Source organism: Afipia sp. Root123D2 (genome assembly GCF_001425835.1).
Lineage (GTDB): Bacteria > Pseudomonadota > Alphaproteobacteria > Rhizobiales > Xanthobacteraceae > Afipia.
In genome coordinates, this window is sequence record NZ_LMDP01000004.1 from 192,612 (window position 1) to 208,926 (window position 16,315).

The window sequence follows — 16,315 nt, forward strand, 5'->3', positions numbered from 1 at the left end:
TGCTCTTGCACGGTGGAGGGGTTCCGCGATACCACATGGACGTGGTTTTTCGGGCGGACACATGAGCGCGTCGGCAATCATTTCAGGCGTTGCCGACACAGCGGTCGGAAAGGTCGTGGGCTCGAGCTGCCTTGGGCTTCATGCCCAGGCGACGACCGCGGCTTTGGCGGATGCAGGGCTCAAGGCCGGCGACATCGACGGCGTGCTGTGCGCGTACTCGATCACCGAGCCGCACATGATGCTGGCGTCGGTTTTCAGCGAGTATTACGGCATCGCCCCGAAATTCAGCGCGGCGATGCAGGCGGGCGGCGCCACGGCGTGCATCATGGTCATTCAGGCGGCGGCGCTGGTGGCGAGCGGGTTCTGCCGTCATGTGCTGTGCGTTACCGGCGATAACCGCCTGACCGGCGGCAGCCGCGACCGTGCCGTCGCGTTTCTGTCCGAGTTTGGTCACGGCCAGTTCGAGCGGCCTTACGGGATCAACATTCCCGCCGCCTATGGTCTGGTCGCGCAGCGCTACATGCACGAATTCGGCGTCACCGAGGAACAGCTTGCCGCTATCGCGGTGACCCACCGCAACCACGCCCGCCGTCATCCGAAGGCGCAGATGCGCGATCCTCTGACCGTCGAGCAGGCGATGACGGCGCGCTTCATCGCCGAACCGCTGCGGTTGTTCGATTGCTGTCAGATTTCCGATGGTGGTGCGGCTGTCATCGTCAGCGCGCCCGACACTCGCCACGATCTCAAGTCGAGGCCGATCGCGATCACCGGCTACGGACAAATGAATACTCACGAGCATATCGTGGCCGCGCCGTCGCTGGTGGATTTCGGCTGCAAGCAGTCGTCGCAGCAGGCGTTCGAGATGGCCGGGATTCTTGCCGGCGATATCGATGTCGCGGAAATCTACGACAGCTTCACCATCACGTTGCTGGTAGAACTTGAATCGATCGGCTTCTTCGCGCGTGGCGAGGCGGGGGAGGCGGCATTGGCCGGCGAACTCGATCTCGGCGGTTGTCTGCCGTGCAACACCCATGGCGGCCTGCTGTCTTATGCCCACTCCGGCGCAGCGGGTGGAATGTTTCATATCGTCGAGGCGGTGCATCAGTTGCGCGGACAGGCGGCGGCGCGTCAGGTCGAGGATGCGAGTCTCGCCTATGTTCACGGCGACGGCGGCGTTCTCTCCGCCCACGGGTCGCTTGTGCTGGCAAGGGCCTAGCCGATGACTGAGACAATTCAGAAACCGCAGCCACGACCGACGGCAGACACCAAGATGTTCTGGGATTCGTGCGCCAAAGGGCAGCTTGTCTATCAGTCATGCCAGAAGTGCGGGCGCGCGCAGTTTCCGCCGCGCGGACATTGCGCGGTGTGCGGCAGCGACCGGATCGTCTGGAAGAAGTCCGCGGGCCGCGGGAAAATTCATAGCTTCACGGTCGTGCATCGCCCGCCAACCCCAGCCTTCAAAGAAGATGTGCCCTACGTCATCGCGCTGGTCGATCTCGACGAACAGTTCCGGATGATGATGAACGTCCGCGACACCGATCCGCATAAGGTCACGATTGACCAGCGTATCGAGGTCTTCTTCGAGCCAATGGACGACGGGATATTCCTGCCGCAGGCACGGCCCGCGCGTTAGGGCGCCGATTCCGCCGCAACTTGAGCGATCTTCGGCTTGCCGGATTTCAGGTTCAGCAGGTTGCCGAACAGGATCAGCGCGGTGCCGACCGCAGTTAGCATGTCGATGCTCTCTGAATAGACCAGCCAGCCGATCATCGCAGTCAGTGGCACGCGCAGGAAATCCATCGGCACCACCACGGTGGCATCCGCATAGAGCATCGCCCGCGTCATGCAGTAATGTGAGAACGTGCCACAGAACGCGATCGGAAAGATCCAGAACCAGACATAGGCCGACGGCCACTGCCACACATGCAGCGCGGGCCACAGGCCGATGATGGACTGGATCACCAGCATCCAGAAAATGATGGCGACTGTGCTTTCCGTGCGCGTCAGGGATTTGACCATGGCAATGGAGGCGCCGAAGCCGACTGCGGTGACCACCATGATGATCTGGCCGTGGTTGATCTCGCTGACGCCGGGACGGACGATGATCAGAACGCCGGCGAGCCCGAACGCAATCGCAAGGTTCTTCCACGGAGTCATTTTCTCGCCGAGAAAGGCGACGGCGAAAATCGCGGTCCAGATCGGCATGGTGAATTCGATCGAGACGACCTGCGCGATCGGAATCAGCGTCAGGGCTGCGAACCATCCGTATTGCGAGCCGTAATGGACCGTATTGCGGGCTATGTGCATCAGGGGGCGAGAGGTCTTCATCGCCCGGAAACCGCCGCTGAGATGGATCAGCGGATAGAGCATCAGAAGGCCCAGCACCGAGCGCATTTCCATCACCTGAAACACAGTGATTTCGCGCGTCGTCTCGCGGCCGGCCACGATCAGGACCAGCATAGCGGCAAGCCATCCGGCCATCCACAAGGCGGCCTTGAGATTCGACGGTTGAGCGTTCATGCCCTGTGTGTAGCACGGCTGGTCATGGAGAAAAGTTCACCGAAAGACCATGTCCCATGGCCTATTGTCATGCCTCGGCGCCGCGCCTTTGCTCGGTTGACGGCGCAGGCGGTCCGGCTCACGATGGCTGGAGAATTAGGCTCAGAGGTGTGTCTCGTGACGGAATTGACCAATCGCCAGTCGGATATCCTGAATATCGCCCGGTCGTCGGGACGGGTGACGGTTGAAGATCTGGCCCGCCGCTTCGAGGTTTCGGCGCAAACCATTCGCAAAGACCTTAACGACCTTTGCGACCGCCGTTCGATGACCCGTGTCCACGGCGGCGCGATTATCGCGTCGGGCGTGGAGAACCTTGCCTATGAGGCGCGCCGGTTTGTCGCCGCCGAAGAGAAAAAGGCGATCGGGGCGGCCGCGGCGGCGCAGATTCCCAACGGCTGTTCGCTGTTCATCAACATCGGCACAACCACGGAAGAGGTCGCCGGGGCGCTGACCGGACACGAAGACCTGCTGGTGATCACCAACAATCTCAACGTCGCCATGCTGCTCTATCGGCACCCGCGCATCGAGGTCATCGTCGCGGGCGGTACGGTGCGCCGTGCCGACGGCGCGGTGATCGGCTCGACCGCCAATAGCCTGATTACCCAGTTCAAGGTCGACTACGCAATCATCGGTGCGTCGGCAATTGACGAGGAGGGCGCGTTGCTCGATTTCGACTATCGTGAGGTTCAGGCGGCTCAGGCGATCATCGCCAACGCGCGCAGCGTCATGCTGGTCGCCGACAGCACCAAGCTCCAGCGCAGCGCCCCGGTTCGGATCGCGCATCTCGGCCAGATCCAGACGTTTGTCACCGACATGCCGCTGCCGGCCGGCCTTCAAAACATCTGTACGGCGCGCGGTATTTCGGTGATCGCGGCGATGGCCGGCAAAACGGCTGACATGGGCGAAACCGGCTCCTCACCGGACTCCACGCCTACAAACTGATTCCTCCGCCAATCCAGTGAATGTCCTGCCGCCGGCCGGGTGTCGGCCGCAGTTTTTTCGATTGTCTTCCACAGGCGATTCTTGATTGTTTTCTTTCGGTTTTTGATGTGATGTACTCATATCGAAACTATAAGCGCTGAAATTGAAGAGAATTGGCGCAAGGGGTGCGATTTGGGCCAGCGTTACGACCTTGCGATCATCGGTGGCGGCGTGAACGGCTGCGGCATTGCGCGTGACGCCGCGGGGCGTGGAAATTCTGTTTTTCTCTGTGAAATGAATGATTTGGCGAGCGGCACATCGTCATGGTCGAGCAAACTGATCCACGGTGGCCTGCGTTATCTTGAGTACTACGAGTTCCGGCTGGTCCGCGAAGCGCTGATCGAGCGAGAGGTGCTGTGGCAGATCGCCCCTCACATCATCCGGCCGCTGCGGTTCGTGCTGCCCCATCACAGCGGTTTGCGGCCGGCCTGGCTGCTCCGGCTCGGCCTGTTTCTGTATGACCATCTTGGCGGCCGTCATCTGCTGCCGCCGGCCCGGTCGGTTGACCTGCGACATGATGAGGTCGGGCGTTCGTTGATTCCGGGGAAATTCATCCGCGGCTTCGAGTATTCCGATTGCTTCGTCGATGACGCCCGGCTGGTGGCGCTCAATGCGCGCGACGCGGCGGATCGCGGCGCCGTGATCCGTACCCGGACCCGTGCGGTAGCAGCGACGCCGATCGATGGCGGCTGGCAGGTCGCGCTGGAAAACACCATTACCGGCGAACGCAGCAGCATCGAAGCGCGCATGCTGGTGAATGCGGCCGGGCCATGGGTCGAGGAAGTGGCGTCGCGCCGCGCCGGGATCAACGCCAAGGCGAAAGTCCGGCTGGTGCAGGGATCGCACATCGTGGTCCCGAAACTCTACGACCACGACCGCGCCTATACCTTCCAGAACGCCGATGGACGGGTCGTTTTCGTTATTCCCTATCAGGACGATTTCACGCTGATCGGCACCACCGATCGCGATTACGATGGCGACCCGTCGAAGGTCGCCGCGACGCCCGAGGAAATCGCCTATCTGTGCCAATCGGTCAGCGATTATCTGGCCAAGCCGGTCAAGCCGGAGGATGTGGTGTGGGCCTATGCCGGCGTTCGCCCGCTCTATGACGACGGCGCCAGCGAAGCCCGCGCCGCGACGCGCGACTATGTGTTCGAGCTCGATACGCCCGGCGGCTCGCCACTGCTGTCGATTTTCGGCGGCAAGATCACCACCTATCGCCGCCTCGCCGAAGAAGCACTGGAACGGCTGTCGCCTTATCTGCGCGGAACCAAGGCGGCTGAAGGCTGGACCGCGACAGCGCCGCTGCCCGGCGGCGATCTCGATGTGTCGGCGATCCCGGCGCTGACCGCCGAATTGCTGCGCGATTATCCCTTCCTGACACCGGCCCATGCCAATCGTCTGTCCCATGCCTATGGCAGCCGTGTTGCAAAACTGCTTGGCAGCGCCAAATCCGCTGCCGACCTTGGACAGTCGTTTGGCGACACGCTCACCGAACGCGAGGTGAGATACCTTATGGCCAACGAATTTGCCCGCACCGCTGAAGATGTCGCATGGCGCCGTTCAAAACTCGGCTTGCGGCTGTCGAAAGAGGAGATCAGTGTACTCGATGACTGGATGGCCGCCTGTCGCGGGGAATCCAGGCATTCGCTCCATGATCCGGGAGTTCGTGCATGAGTGTGACTCTCGACCACGTGTCTCGCGAGGTCAACGGAGTCGCCACCATTCGCGATGTATCGCTTACGCTTGAACGCGGCACGCTGAGCGTTCTGCTCGGCCCGACGCTCGCGGGCAAGACCTCGATTATGCGGCTGCTGGCGGGGCTCGATAAGCCGACGTCAGGTCGTGTCCTGGTCGGGGGCAAGGACGTCACCGGTTTCGACGTGCGCAAGCGCTCGGTGGCCATGGTCTATCAGCAGTTCATCAACTATCCGTCGCTGACGGTGTTCGAGAACATTGCCTCGCCGTTGCGCGTGCAGGGCAGGCCGCGTGCCGAGATCGAGAGTCGCGTCCGCGATGCGGCCAGGCTGCTGAAGCTCGAACCGTATCTCGATCGCACGCCGCTGCAATTGTCCGGCGGCCAGCAGCAGCGCGCGGCGATTGCTCGCGCGCTGGTGAAAGGCTCCGATCTGGTGCTGCTGGACGAGCCGCTCGCCAATCTCGACTACAAGCTGCGCGAAGAGTTGCGCACCGAATTGCCGCGTATCTTCGAGGCGTCCGGCGCGATTTTCGTTTACGCCACAACTGAGCCGTCCGAGGCGTTGTTGCTAGGCGGCCAGACCGTCTGCATGTGGGAAGGTCAGGCGTTGCAAATCGGCAAGACGCCGACCGTCTATCGCAGGCCGGAATCGATGCGCGTGGCGGAGGTGTTCTCCGATCCGCCGCTCAACAAGGTGGCCATCGAAAAGAAGAACGGTTCGGTGACCTACGATGGCGGCACGGTGGCGCGTGCAACCGGGCTTTACCAGAATCTGCCAGATGGCCACTACCGGATCGGATTTCGCGCGCATCAGCTTGCAATTGCGAACAATGGTGCCGGCCGGCACGCTTTTCCGGCAACCGTTACCGTGACGGAGATCACCGGCTCGGAAAGTTTTGTTCATCTTAGGCAAGGGGACTCGAACTGGGTCTCGGTGCTGCCCGGCATTCACGAGTTCGAGCCCGGACGTCGGCTCGAGGCGGCGATCGATCCTGACGACGTGTTCGTGTTCGACACCGGTGATCGCCTCGTCGCCGCACCTTCACCGGCTGGAGGGGCATGACATGGCACGGATCGATCTTGTCGACCTGGCTCATTCCTACGGTGGCGAGAATGCTGCGCCGGAGAGCTATGCGCTGAAACCGATGTCGATGACGTGGCGGCAGGGCGGGGCGTATGCGCTGCTCGGACCTTCGGGCTGCGGCAAGACGACGTTGTTGAACATTATCTCGGGCATCGTCACGCCGTCCCGCGGCAAAATTCTGTTCGATGGTGTCGACATGACGCCGCTGTCGACCCAGAGGCGCAACATCGCGCAGGTTTTCCAGTTTCCGGTCATCTACGACACCATGACGGTGGGACAAAATCTGGCGTTTCCGTTGAAGAACCGTGGTGTTCCGCGGAAGGAGATCGACGCGCGCGTGGCCGAGATCGCCAAGCTGCTCGATCTTGCGCCTTATCTCAATCGCAGGGCGACGCGGCTGACCGCCGACGCCAAGCAGAAAATATCGCTCGGCCGCGGGCTGGTCCGTTCCGATGTCGCCGCCGTGCTGTTTGACGAGCCGCTGACGGTGATCGATCCGCACCTCAAATGGGAACTGAGATCGAAGCTCAAGGCGCTGCACCAGGCGCTCAACCTGACCATGATCTACGTCACCCACGACCAGACCGAGGCGCTGACCTTCGCAGATACCGTTGTCGTCATGCACGACGGTGGCGTGGTGCAAAGCGGAACGCCGCAGGAATTGTTCGACAAGCCGGCGCATACGTTCGTTGGCTATTTCATCGGCTCGCCAGGCATGAATATCTTGCCGGCGCGGGTGTTGGGTCGCGAAGCGCAGATCAACGGGCACACCATCAAGCTCAATGTGGCTTATGACAATCTTCCGAAAGATGCGCGGATTGAGATCGGCGTCCGGCCCGAATTCGTCAATGTCGCAGCACCGGGACCGGGGCTGTTGTCAGCGAACATCGATCGTATCGACGACCTTGGACGCGTTCGTTTCGCTCAGATGCGGCTCGGCAGCATCAAGTTTGCCGCCCGCGTCCCGCCCGGATTTTCGATTCAAGGCAATCAGGCCGGCCTGATTTTCAACCCCGCCCGGGTTCACGTTTATGCGGATAGTCGTCTCGTCGAGGGGAGGGCTTGATGGACAAGACGTTCGACAACAAGGCCTGGCTTCTGGTTCTCCCGGTGTTCCTGATCGTTGCGTTCTCCGCGATCCTGCCCCTGATGACGGTGGTCAACTATTCGGTTCAAGACACGTTCGGCAACAATCACTTCTTCTGGAACGGCGTGGGATGGTTCAAGGAACTGCTCGATCCGTCGAGCGATCTAGGCGGCCGTTTTCTGGAATCGCTGTGGCGCAATCTTCTGTTCTCGGCGATCATTCTCGCGATCGAAGTGCCGCTCGGAATCCTCGTCGCACTGTCGATGCCGCGCCAGGGCTGGAGTGTGGCCGTGTGCCTGGTGATCCTCGCACTGCCGCTGCTCATTCCATGGAACGTGGTCGGTACTATCTGGCAGATTTTCGGTCGCCCCGACATCGGCCTGCTGGGTTACACCCTTAATTGGCTTGGCTTCGATTACAACTACGTCTCGAATGTATTCGACGCCTGGGCCACGATCGTCGTCATGGATGTCTGGCATTGGACCAGTCTCGTCGCGCTGCTGTGCTATGCCGGCCTCAAGTCTATTCCCGACGCTTACTATCAGGCGGCGCAGATCGATGGCGCGTCGCGGTGGGCGGTATTCGCGGCGATCCAGCTGCCGAAGATGAAACGCGTGCTGCTGATTGCGGTTCTGTTGCGCTTCATGGACAGCTTCATGATCTATACCGAGCCGTTCGTTTTGACGGGAGGAGGGCCGGGAAATTCGACCACCTTTGTTTCGATCGAGTTGGTGAAGATCGCGCTCGGCCAGTTCGATCTCGGCAAGGCTGCCGCGCTGTCGCTCGTCTACAACCTGATCATCCTGATCGTGTGCTGGATATTTTACACCGTGATGGTCAACGCGGACGCTGACCGTCCGCCAACCGCGGGAGCTGCGTGATGCATTCAGTTCCGGGACGTCGCATCATTCTCGGCGTATTTCTGATCTTCCTGCTGTTGCCGATCTACTGGCTCGTCAACATGAGCTTCAAGACCAACACGGAAATCGTCACCACAATGACGCTGTGGCCGAACGATCCTACGCTGATGCACTATCGCCGGATTTTCACGGATTCGAGCTGGTACTCGGGCTACATCAACTCGCTACAATACGTCATTATCAACACCGTCATCTCGGTCTCGTTCGCACTGCCGGCGGCCTATGCGTTCTCGCGCTATCGCTTCCTCGGCGACAAGCATCTGTTCTTCTGGCTGCTGTCGAACCGGATGGCGCCGGCGGCGGTGTTTGCTCTGCCGTTTTTCAATCTCTATTCCGCGATCAACCTATTCGATACGCCGTGGGCGGTGGCGCTCGCTCATTGCCTGTTCAACGTGCCGCTGGCGGTGTGGATTCTCGAAGGCTTCATCTCCAGTGTGCCACGCGAGATCGACGAAACCGCCTTCCTCGACGGTTATTCTTTCCCGCGCTTCTTCGTGAAGATTCTCATGCCGCTGATCTCCAGCGGCATCGGTGTCGCGGCTTTCTTCTGCTTCATGTTCTCGTGGGTGGAGTTGTTGCTGGCGCGCACGTTGACATCGGTCAACGCCAAGCCGATCGCGGCGACGATGACGCGCACCATTTCCGCGTCCGGGATGGACTGGGGATTGCTGGCTGCGGCCGGAGTGCTGACCATCATCCCCGGCGCGCTGGTGATCTGGTTCGTTCGCAACTACATCGCGCGCGGTTTCGCGCTGGGAAGGGTGTGAACCATGGGCAGCATCGCATGGATGGCCTGGACTCCACCGACCGCAATCTTCTTCGGCTGCATCGTGTTGATGCTGTCCGTCATGACATGGCTCGCGCTCCGCTATCCGGAAATGGAGCGGGTCGGCGTGCTGAGAATTCCGACGACACGCGGCGATCGGCTGTTCATTTCGCTGATTCTCGCGGCCGTCATCCATCTTCTATGGATCGGATTCGTCGGAGTGCAACCGATCGCAACGCTGCCGATCGGAGAGGGGATCGAGATTCCGAGCCTCTGGCTCGCAACAGTGATTTCGTTCGGCGTAGCCGTTGCGGTGTTCCGCAACGTCTAGCCCGCGAAAGCGCAGAACCGGGATCAACCCGGGATTCAGGTAACTTTGTTCTTCAACGGAGGAAGCCATGCGAGTGACGAGAAGCCGTTTTCTGACAATGGCGAGCGCCGCCGCGCTGATCGCAGCATCCGCTGCGATCGCCGCGCCCGCGTTTGCCGACGAGGCTGCCGCAAAAAAGTGGATCGATAGCGAATTCCAGCCATCGACCCTGTCCAAGGAAGACCAGATGAAGGAGATGCAGTGGCTTATCAAGGCTGCTGAACCCTTCAAGGGAATGGAGATCAATGTCGTTTCCGAAACGATCGCGACACACGAATATGAAGCCGGCACGTTGGCGAAAGCCTTCAGCGAGATTACCGGAATCAAGCTTAAGCACGATCTGATTCAGGAGGGCGATGTCGTCGAAAAACTGCAGACCCAGATGCAGTCCGGCAAGAACGTGTATGACGGCTGGATCAACGATTCCGATCTGATCGGCACGCACTTCCGCTATGGTCAGACCATTGCGCTGTCGGATTACATGGCGGGCGAGGGCAAGGACGTGACCGACCCGATGCTCGATGTCGACGATTTCATCGGCAAGTCGTTCACCACGGCACCGGACGGCAAGCTTTACCAACTGCCCGACCAGCAGTTCGCGAACCTGTATTGGTTCCGCTACGACTGGTTCACCAATCCGGAATACAAGGCCAAGTTCAAAGCTAAATACGGTTACGACCTTGGCGTGCCGGTGAACTGGTCCGCCTACGAGGACATCGCCGAGTTCTTCACCAACGACATCAAGGAAATCAACGGCGTCAAGGTCTATGGCCACATGGACTACGGCAAGAAGGACCCGTCGCTCGGATGGCGGTTCACCGATGCCTGGCTGTCGATGGCCGGCAACGGTGACAAGGGCATTCCGAACGGCAAGCCTGTCGACGAATGGGGCATCCGCATGGAAGGCTGCCGCCCGGTCGGCTCATCGGTTGAGCGCGGCGGCGACACCAATGGCCCGGCGGCGGTCTATTCGATCGTGAAGTATCTCGACTGGCTGAAGAAGTACGCTCCGCCGCAGGCACAAGGCATGACCTTCTCCGAAGCAGGCCCGGTTCCGGCGCAGGGCAATATCGCCCAGCAGATCTTCTGGTACACCGCCTTCACCGCGGACATGGTGAAGCCGGGTCCGGTGGTGAATGCCGATGGCACGCCGAAGTGGCGGATGGCGCCGTCGCCGCATGGATCCTACTGGAAGGAAGGCATGAAGCTCGGCTATCAGGACGCCGGTTCGCTGACGTTGCTGAAATCGACGCCGCCGGATCGCCGCAAGGCAGCCTGGCTTTATCTGCAGTTCATCGTCTCCAAGACGGTGAGCCTCAAGAAGAGCCATGTCGGTCTTACCTTCATCCGTGAATCCGACATCTGGGATAAATCATTCACCGAGCGTGCGCCCAAGCTCGGCGGTTTGATCGAGTTCTACCGCTCGCCGGCGCGCGTGCAGTGGACCCCGACCGGCAACAACGTGCCGGACTATCCGAAGCTGGCGCAGCTGTGGTGGCAGAACATCGGCGATGCGTCGTCCGGTGCTAAATCCGCCCAGGATGCGATGAACTCGCTGGCCGCGGCACAGGATTCGGTTCTTGAACGTCTCGAGAAATCGGGCGTTCAGGGCGCCTGCGGGCCGAAGTTGAACAAGAAGGAGACCGCCGAGTTCTGGTTCGCCAAGTCGGAGAAAGACGGCAACGTCGCCCCGCAGCGCAAGCTGGCGAATGAAAAGCCGAAGGGCGAGACCATCGACTACGACACCTTGATCAAGTCGTGGCCGGCATCGCCTCCGAAGCGCGCGGAAGCCAAGTAAGCGTCATCTCCGTGATGATAATAAAGGGCCGGGAGCGATCCCGGCCCTTTTCTTGTGGTTGGTTTGGCCGCGGCTCAGGTCTTCCGGCGCAGCCGCCCGACGATTCCAGCCGGAAAGAAGTAGACGCTGGCGATGAACAGCAGGCCGAGCCACAGCAACCAGCGGTCTGGATGTAGCAGGTTCGGCAGAAGCGGGATGCCGATATCGGCCGCGGCGCTGGATGCTGCGCCCATCAGTGTCTGCAGATAATTCTGGGCCAGAATGAAGATCGTCGCCCCGATAATCGCGCCATACATCGTGCCCATGCCGCCGATCACCACCATCAGCAGAATGTCGATCATGATCGCGAAACTAAGCGAGGTTTCAGGCCCGGCGTAGCGCAGCCAGAGCGCGTTCAAGATGCCGGCGGCGGCGGCAACCAGCGCAGCCAGACAGTTTACCCATGTGAGATGAAAGACGGTGCGATAGCCCAGCGCCTCAGCGCGGAAACGGTTCTCGCGGATTGCCTGCAGCACGCGGCCGAACGGGGAGTTCACGATGCGCAACAGCGCCAGGATCATCGCGCCAGATGACAGGAACACAATGTAGTAGCTCAAGATGCGGCCGTTGATTTCGAAGCCGAGCACACTCTTGGCCAAAATCACGGTGCCGGGGTGCAGCAGTTCCGGAATCCGGAAGCTGCGGCCGTCGTCTCCGCCGGTCAGCCATGATAATTGCGAGGCCAGCACCAGAAAGGCCGATGCGACCGCCAGCGTGATCATCGCGAAGAAGATCGCCTGCACCCGCAAAGAGAACAGCCCGATGCCGAGCGCCAGCAAGGCCGCAAGCGGCAGGCCAATGACAATGCCGGTCGCCACCGCGCTCCATGTCGGGCCCATCATGTAGAGCGCGATGGCGATGGCATAGGAGCCGATGCCATAAAACATCGTATGGGCGAACGACACCGTTCCGGAATAGCCGAGCAGCAGGTCGTAGGATGCGACCAGCGCGGCGAAGATGCAGATCTTGCTGGCGACGTTCATGGCCCGCGCGCCGGGGAACAGGAACGGCGCCAGCGCTAGCGCTGCCACGATCACGATCAGGATCGCGGCAAGGGCGCGGCTGCGCGGCGGGTCGCCGGAAAGGAGCATCATCGGTTCGTCACCGCATAGAGCCCGCGCGGCCGCCACATCAGGATCGCGACCATCAGCAGGATGTTGGAAACCAGCGCCAGCTTCGGGATCAGGAAGCCGCCGTAGTTGGCGACCATGGCGACCAGCAACGCGCCGATGAAACAGCCGCCGATCGAACCAAGCCCGCCGATAATAATGACGATGAACACCAGGATCATCATGTCGGCGCCCATCGAGGCGTGGACCTCCTCGCGGTAGAGCGCCCACATGATGCCGCCGAGGCCTGCGAGCGCCGAGCCCACCATGAACACGCCGAGAAACAGGCGCTTGATACGATAACCCAGCGCCTCGACCATTTCCCGATTCTCGACGCCGGCGCGGATCAGAAGTCCGATCTTGGTGCGATTGAGCACCAGCAGCGCGCCGAGGAAAACGACAGCGCCGACGATCATCGCCAAGAGACGATATTTGGCGATGGCGATATCGCCGATAATGAACGACCCGCGCAGCGAGGTCGGCAGCGGCAATGGAATTCGCACCGGCCCCCACAGCGCGTAGAGCGCCTGTTCGGTCACGATCAGGCCGCCCATGGTGATCAGGATCTGCTTGAGGTGATTGCCGTAGACCGGCAGGATCAGCACCCGCTCGAACACCAGACCGAGCGCGCCGGACACCGCCATCGCCAACAGTGCGGCCGGGGCGAGGGCGGCGAGGTTGAGCCAAAGCGAATCCGCCTGCACCCATCCGGCCATCGGCCCCAGCACCAGCGTGGCGACATAGGCCCCAACCGCGATGAATGCGCCGTGCCCGAAATTCAGCACATCCATCAGGCCGAACACCAGCGTCAGGCCGGACGCCATGATGAAGATAAGCATGCCCATCGCAAGGCTCGCGACGGTGAGCGTTGCCCAGGTGCTGGTCGATCCGATCAGCGGGATCATCGCCAGCGCCAGCACGACCGGCAGCAGCAGCGGGACGATATCGCGAGCCTCTTTCGGTAAAGCGCTGGTGGCCGATACGTCGGTCATTGATGCGCCTCCAGGCTCAATCCGAGCAGGCGTTCCTGCAGCGCGACATCCGTCGCCAGTTCGGCCATCGCACCGCGATGGATGATCTTGCCGTTGTCCATCACGAACACGCTGTCGCCGACCTCCTGCGCCACGCGGAAGTTCTGCTCGACGAGGAGAATGGTCGCGCCGCGCCGCTTGATCTCGGCGAAACATTCGATCAACGCTACCACGATGGCGGGCGCGAGGCCCTTGGTCGGCTCGTCGATCAACAACAGCTTGCGCGGCTCTGCGATCGCGCGGGCGATCGACAGCATCTGCTTCTGCCCGCCGGACAGGCCGCCGGCGCGCGACAGCCAGAACCGCTTGAGCGCCGGGAAGAAGCTGAAAATCCATTCAAGACGCGTGTCGTCGAGCGGACCTTCGCGCGCGGCGAGGATCATGTTTTCCTTCACCGTGAGATCGGAAAACACCGACATCGTTTCCGGCACATAGCCGACGCCGAGACCAGCGATATCCGGCGTCGCCTTCTTCTCGATGCGGGTGCCGGCCAGCGTGATGGTGCCGGACGAGGGCGGCGACAGGCCCATGATGGTGCGCAGCGTGGTGGTCTTGCCGGCGCCGTTGCGGCCGAGCAGCATTGTCGTTTCGCCTTCGGGAACGGCGAGATCGACGCCATGCAGGATGTGGTAGCGTCCGATGTGGGTTTGAACGGCATCGAGCGTCAGTATGTCGGTCATGCGGCGGTCTTTCCCGGTGCGATGCCGAGATAGGCTTCCTGCACGATCGGCGAGGCGATCACCTCGGCGGGCTTTCCGTCGGCGACCAGTTCGCCGTTATGCAGCACGATGATGCGGTCGGCGAGCGAGCGGACGACGTCCATCTTGTGCTCGACCAGCAGGATGATCTTGCTGGTATCCTTCTTCAGTTCGGCGATCAGGTTGAGCACTACGGGGACCTCGTCGACACTCATGCCGGCGGTCGGCTCGTCGAACATGAACACTTTCGGTTCCAGTGCCATCATCAGCGCGACCTCAAGCTTGCGCTGATCGCCGTGCGACAGAACGGTGGCTGCGACGTCGCGTCGGCTGCCGAGCGCGACGCTGTCGAGAATGGCGTCGGCGCGTTCGATCAGATCGCGGCGTTTCACCCATGGCCGCAGCATATCGTAGTGCACGCCCGCCTGCGCCTGAACGGCGAGGCGGACGTTCTCCTCGACACTGAGATTGGGAAACAGGTTGGTGAGCTGGAAGGCGCGGCCGAGACCGGCACGCGTCCGCAGCGGCGCGGACAGATGGGTGATGTCGGCGCTGTCGAGCAGGACGTTGCCTGCGCTGGGCCGCAACTGTCCGGAGATCAGATTGAAGTAGGTGGTCTTGCCGGCGCCGTTGGGCCCGACAATGGCGGTCAGCTCACCGGGGCGGAACGTGCAGCTCACCTTGCTGACGGCGACATGGCCACCGAAGCGGATGGTCAGGTCGCGGGTTTCGAGGGTGAGGGGCATGGGATTTTCACAAGGTGAGTTCGTAGGTCAGGGCTGAACAATTTCGGATGGTCGTCCCGGCGGAGGCCGGGACACATACTCCCTGAGTACGGGGTTTTATCGTGGCCTTAACAGCATCCTGTGGTGATGGGTCCCGGCCTTCGCTGGGACGACGTGGAGTTTGTGCAGGCTGTATCCCGGATCAGCGCTGCGGCAAGAAGGATGCCGCATCGCGTCCGGGACAGGTACTCGGTTGTTGCGGTGGCTTACCGCTTGTTCTTGATCGGGATGGCCATGTCCTCGATCTTCAACTCGCGCACTGGCTCGTTGACCGCCCACGGCAGGTTGGGATCGACCTTGACCTTGAAGTGATACATGCTTTGCAGCGCCTGATGGTCTTCCTTGCGGAAGATCATCTTGCCCTTCGGCGTATCGAACTCCATGCCTTCCATGGCGGCGATCAGCTTCTCGGTGTCGGTGGATTTCGCCTTCTGCACGGCGGTCACCGCCGCCATCGCGGCCGCGAAGCCGCCGGCGGTGAAGAAGTCCGGCGGTGACTTGAAGCGCTTCTCGTGCTCGCTCACCAGCCAGTCGTTCACCGGGTTCTTCGGGATGCCGTAGTAATAATAAGTTGCGCCTTCCATGCCCGGCAGCCGCTTATAGGCGGCGAGGGCGGGGAGGATGTTGCCGCCGGTGGACAGTTCGATGCCATAGCGCTTCGGGTCCATGTCCTGCAGCTTGGTCAGCGGATCGCCGCCGCCCGCCCAGATCACCCAGATGATCTTGCGGCCCGGCTTGTCCTTCAGCGCGTCGAACAGGCGCTGCCCAGCGGCGGTGAAATCGGTGGTCGCCGGCGGCACATATTCTTCGGTTGCGAGAGTCGCTCCGGTTTTCGCCAGTGCGTCCTTGAACGCGCCGACACCGTCCCGGCCGAAGGCGTTGTCCTGGCCCAGCGTGGCGATGGTCACGCCCTTCTGGCCGATGGCGACCGCATTGGAGATTGCGTCCTGCGACGAGTTGCGGCTGGTGCGGAAGATGTACCGATTCCACTTCTCACCGGTGATGGCGTCGGCCACCGCCGGTTCGACGATCAGGATTTTCTTGTTTTCCTCGGCGATCGGCAGCATGGCCAGTGCGGCGCCGGATGCGGTGGTGCCGATGGCGATGTCAACCTTGTCGTCCTGATAGGCTTCCGCCAGCGCGGCTTTCGCGAGGTCCGGCTTGCCCTGATCGTCCTTGGTGATGATCACGATCTTGCGGCCGTCGACCGTCATCGTATTCTTGGTGGCGTATTCCAGCCCCATCCGCAGGCCGGTTTCGGTCTGCTTGGCATAGGCCTCGAGCGGGCCGGTCTTGCCATAAATGAGAGCAATTTTGAGATCGTCGGCATGCGCGGCGGATGCTGCCAGCGCGAGCGTGACTGCCGCGAGAATTACATGTTTACGCATC

16 protein-coding genes are annotated in these 16,315 nt (G+C 61.5%); 10 read left to right on the forward strand and 6 right to left on the reverse strand.

Annotation, left to right across the window (positions count from 1 at the left end; all coding sequences use genetic code 11):
• Window positions 1-61 precede the first annotated feature (61 nt).
• Both ASC80_RS20510 and ASC80_RS20515 read left to right on the forward strand, forming a co-directional pair.
• Complete coding sequence (locus tag ASC80_RS20510; RefSeq protein WP_056301429.1) at window positions 62-1,216, forward strand: thiolase family protein; 1,155 nt, start codon at window positions 62-64, stop codon at window positions 1,214-1,216.
• Between the two features lie 3 nt (window positions 1,217-1,219).
• The gene (locus ASC80_RS20515; protein ID WP_056301431.1) at window positions 1,220-1,633 is read left to right on the forward strand and encodes a Zn-ribbon domain-containing OB-fold protein; all 414 of its coding nucleotides are present in this window, start codon (window positions 1,220-1,222) and stop codon (window positions 1,631-1,633) included.
• Here ASC80_RS20515 and ASC80_RS20520 read toward each other — a convergent pair.
• Complete coding sequence (locus ASC80_RS20520; RefSeq protein WP_056301433.1) at window positions 1,630-2,520, reverse strand: DMT family transporter; 891 nt, start codon at window positions 2,518-2,520, stop codon at window positions 1,630-1,632. The genes ASC80_RS20515 and ASC80_RS20520 overlap by 4 nt on opposite strands.
• A gap of 156 nt (window positions 2,521-2,676) precedes the next feature.
• Here ASC80_RS20520 and ASC80_RS20525 point away from each other — a divergent pair, with 156 nt between their 5' ends.
• The 8 genes from ASC80_RS20525 to ASC80_RS20560 all read left to right on the forward strand — a co-directional run bounded on the left by ASC80_RS20525 (window position 2,677) and on the right by ASC80_RS20560 (window position 11,264).
• Window positions 2,677-3,501, forward strand: coding sequence for a DeoR/GlpR family DNA-binding transcription regulator (locus ASC80_RS20525; protein WP_056301435.1), 825 nt, complete (start codon window positions 2,677-2,679; stop codon window positions 3,499-3,501).
• 171 nt (window positions 3,502-3,672) lie between these two features.
• Window positions 3,673-5,217 carry a glycerol-3-phosphate dehydrogenase gene (glpD, locus tag ASC80_RS20530; RefSeq protein WP_056301437.1) on the forward strand — a complete coding sequence of 515 codons (1,545 nt, stop codon included), beginning with the start codon at window positions 3,673-3,675 and terminating at the stop codon, window positions 5,215-5,217.
• Window positions 5,214-6,302, forward strand: a complete 1,089-nt coding sequence (locus tag ASC80_RS20535; RefSeq protein WP_056301438.1) for an ABC transporter ATP-binding protein — start codon at window positions 5,214-5,216, stop codon at window positions 6,300-6,302. The genes glpD and ASC80_RS20535 overlap by 4 nt, the downstream gene beginning before the upstream one ends.
• A gap of 1 nt (window position 6,303) precedes the next feature.
• Complete coding sequence (locus tag ASC80_RS20540; protein ID WP_056301440.1) at window positions 6,304-7,389, forward strand: ABC transporter ATP-binding protein; 1,086 nt, start codon at window positions 6,304-6,306, stop codon at window positions 7,387-7,389.
• Window positions 7,389-8,291 carry a carbohydrate ABC transporter permease gene (locus ASC80_RS20545; RefSeq protein WP_056301442.1) on the forward strand — a complete coding sequence of 301 codons (903 nt, stop codon included), beginning with the start codon at window positions 7,389-7,391 and terminating at the stop codon, window positions 8,289-8,291. Before ASC80_RS20540 ends, ASC80_RS20545 begins: the two co-directional genes overlap by 1 nt.
• Entirely contained in the window at window positions 8,291-9,097 is an 807-nt protein-coding gene (locus tag ASC80_RS20550) for a carbohydrate ABC transporter permease (RefSeq protein WP_056301445.1), read from the forward strand. The genes ASC80_RS20545 and ASC80_RS20550 overlap by 1 nt, the downstream gene beginning before the upstream one ends.
• 3 nt (window positions 9,098-9,100) lie before the next feature.
• Window positions 9,101-9,427 (forward strand): DUF2160 domain-containing protein, encoded by a 327-nt coding sequence (locus ASC80_RS20555; RefSeq protein WP_056301446.1) that lies wholly within the window; start codon window positions 9,101-9,103, stop codon window positions 9,425-9,427.
• A gap of 97 nt (window positions 9,428-9,524) precedes the next feature.
• Complete coding sequence (locus ASC80_RS20560; protein ID WP_056301448.1) at window positions 9,525-11,264, forward strand: ABC transporter substrate-binding protein; 1,740 nt, start codon at window positions 9,525-9,527, stop codon at window positions 11,262-11,264.
• A gap of 74 nt (window positions 11,265-11,338) precedes the next feature.
• Here the strand turns inward: ASC80_RS20560 and ASC80_RS20565 are convergent, their stop codons facing one another.
• From ASC80_RS20565 to ASC80_RS20585, 5 genes are all read right to left on the reverse strand, one after another.
• Window positions 11,339-12,397 carry a branched-chain amino acid ABC transporter permease gene (locus ASC80_RS20565; protein ID WP_056301795.1) on the reverse strand — a complete coding sequence of 353 codons (1,059 nt, stop codon included), beginning with the start codon at window positions 12,395-12,397 and terminating at the stop codon, window positions 11,339-11,341.
• Entirely contained in the window at window positions 12,394-13,404 is a 1,011-nt protein-coding gene (locus tag ASC80_RS20570) for a branched-chain amino acid ABC transporter permease (RefSeq protein WP_056301450.1), read from the reverse strand. Before ASC80_RS20570 ends, ASC80_RS20565 begins: the two co-directional genes overlap by 4 nt.
• Window positions 13,401-14,123 (reverse strand): ABC transporter ATP-binding protein, encoded by a 723-nt coding sequence (locus ASC80_RS20575; protein ID WP_056301452.1) that lies wholly within the window; start codon window positions 14,121-14,123, stop codon window positions 13,401-13,403. Before ASC80_RS20575 ends, ASC80_RS20570 begins: the two co-directional genes overlap by 4 nt.
• Complete coding sequence (locus tag ASC80_RS20580) at window positions 14,120-14,887, reverse strand: ABC transporter ATP-binding protein (RefSeq protein WP_056301454.1); 768 nt, start codon at window positions 14,885-14,887, stop codon at window positions 14,120-14,122. The genes ASC80_RS20575 and ASC80_RS20580 overlap by 4 nt, the downstream gene beginning before the upstream one ends.
• Before the next feature lie 245 nt (window positions 14,888-15,132).
• Window positions 15,133-16,314: a substrate-binding domain-containing protein gene (locus ASC80_RS20585; protein ID WP_056301456.1), complete on the reverse strand. Its 1,182-nt coding sequence runs from the start codon at window positions 16,312-16,314 to the stop codon at window positions 15,133-15,135.
• Between the last annotated feature and the right edge of the window lies 1 nt (window position 16,315).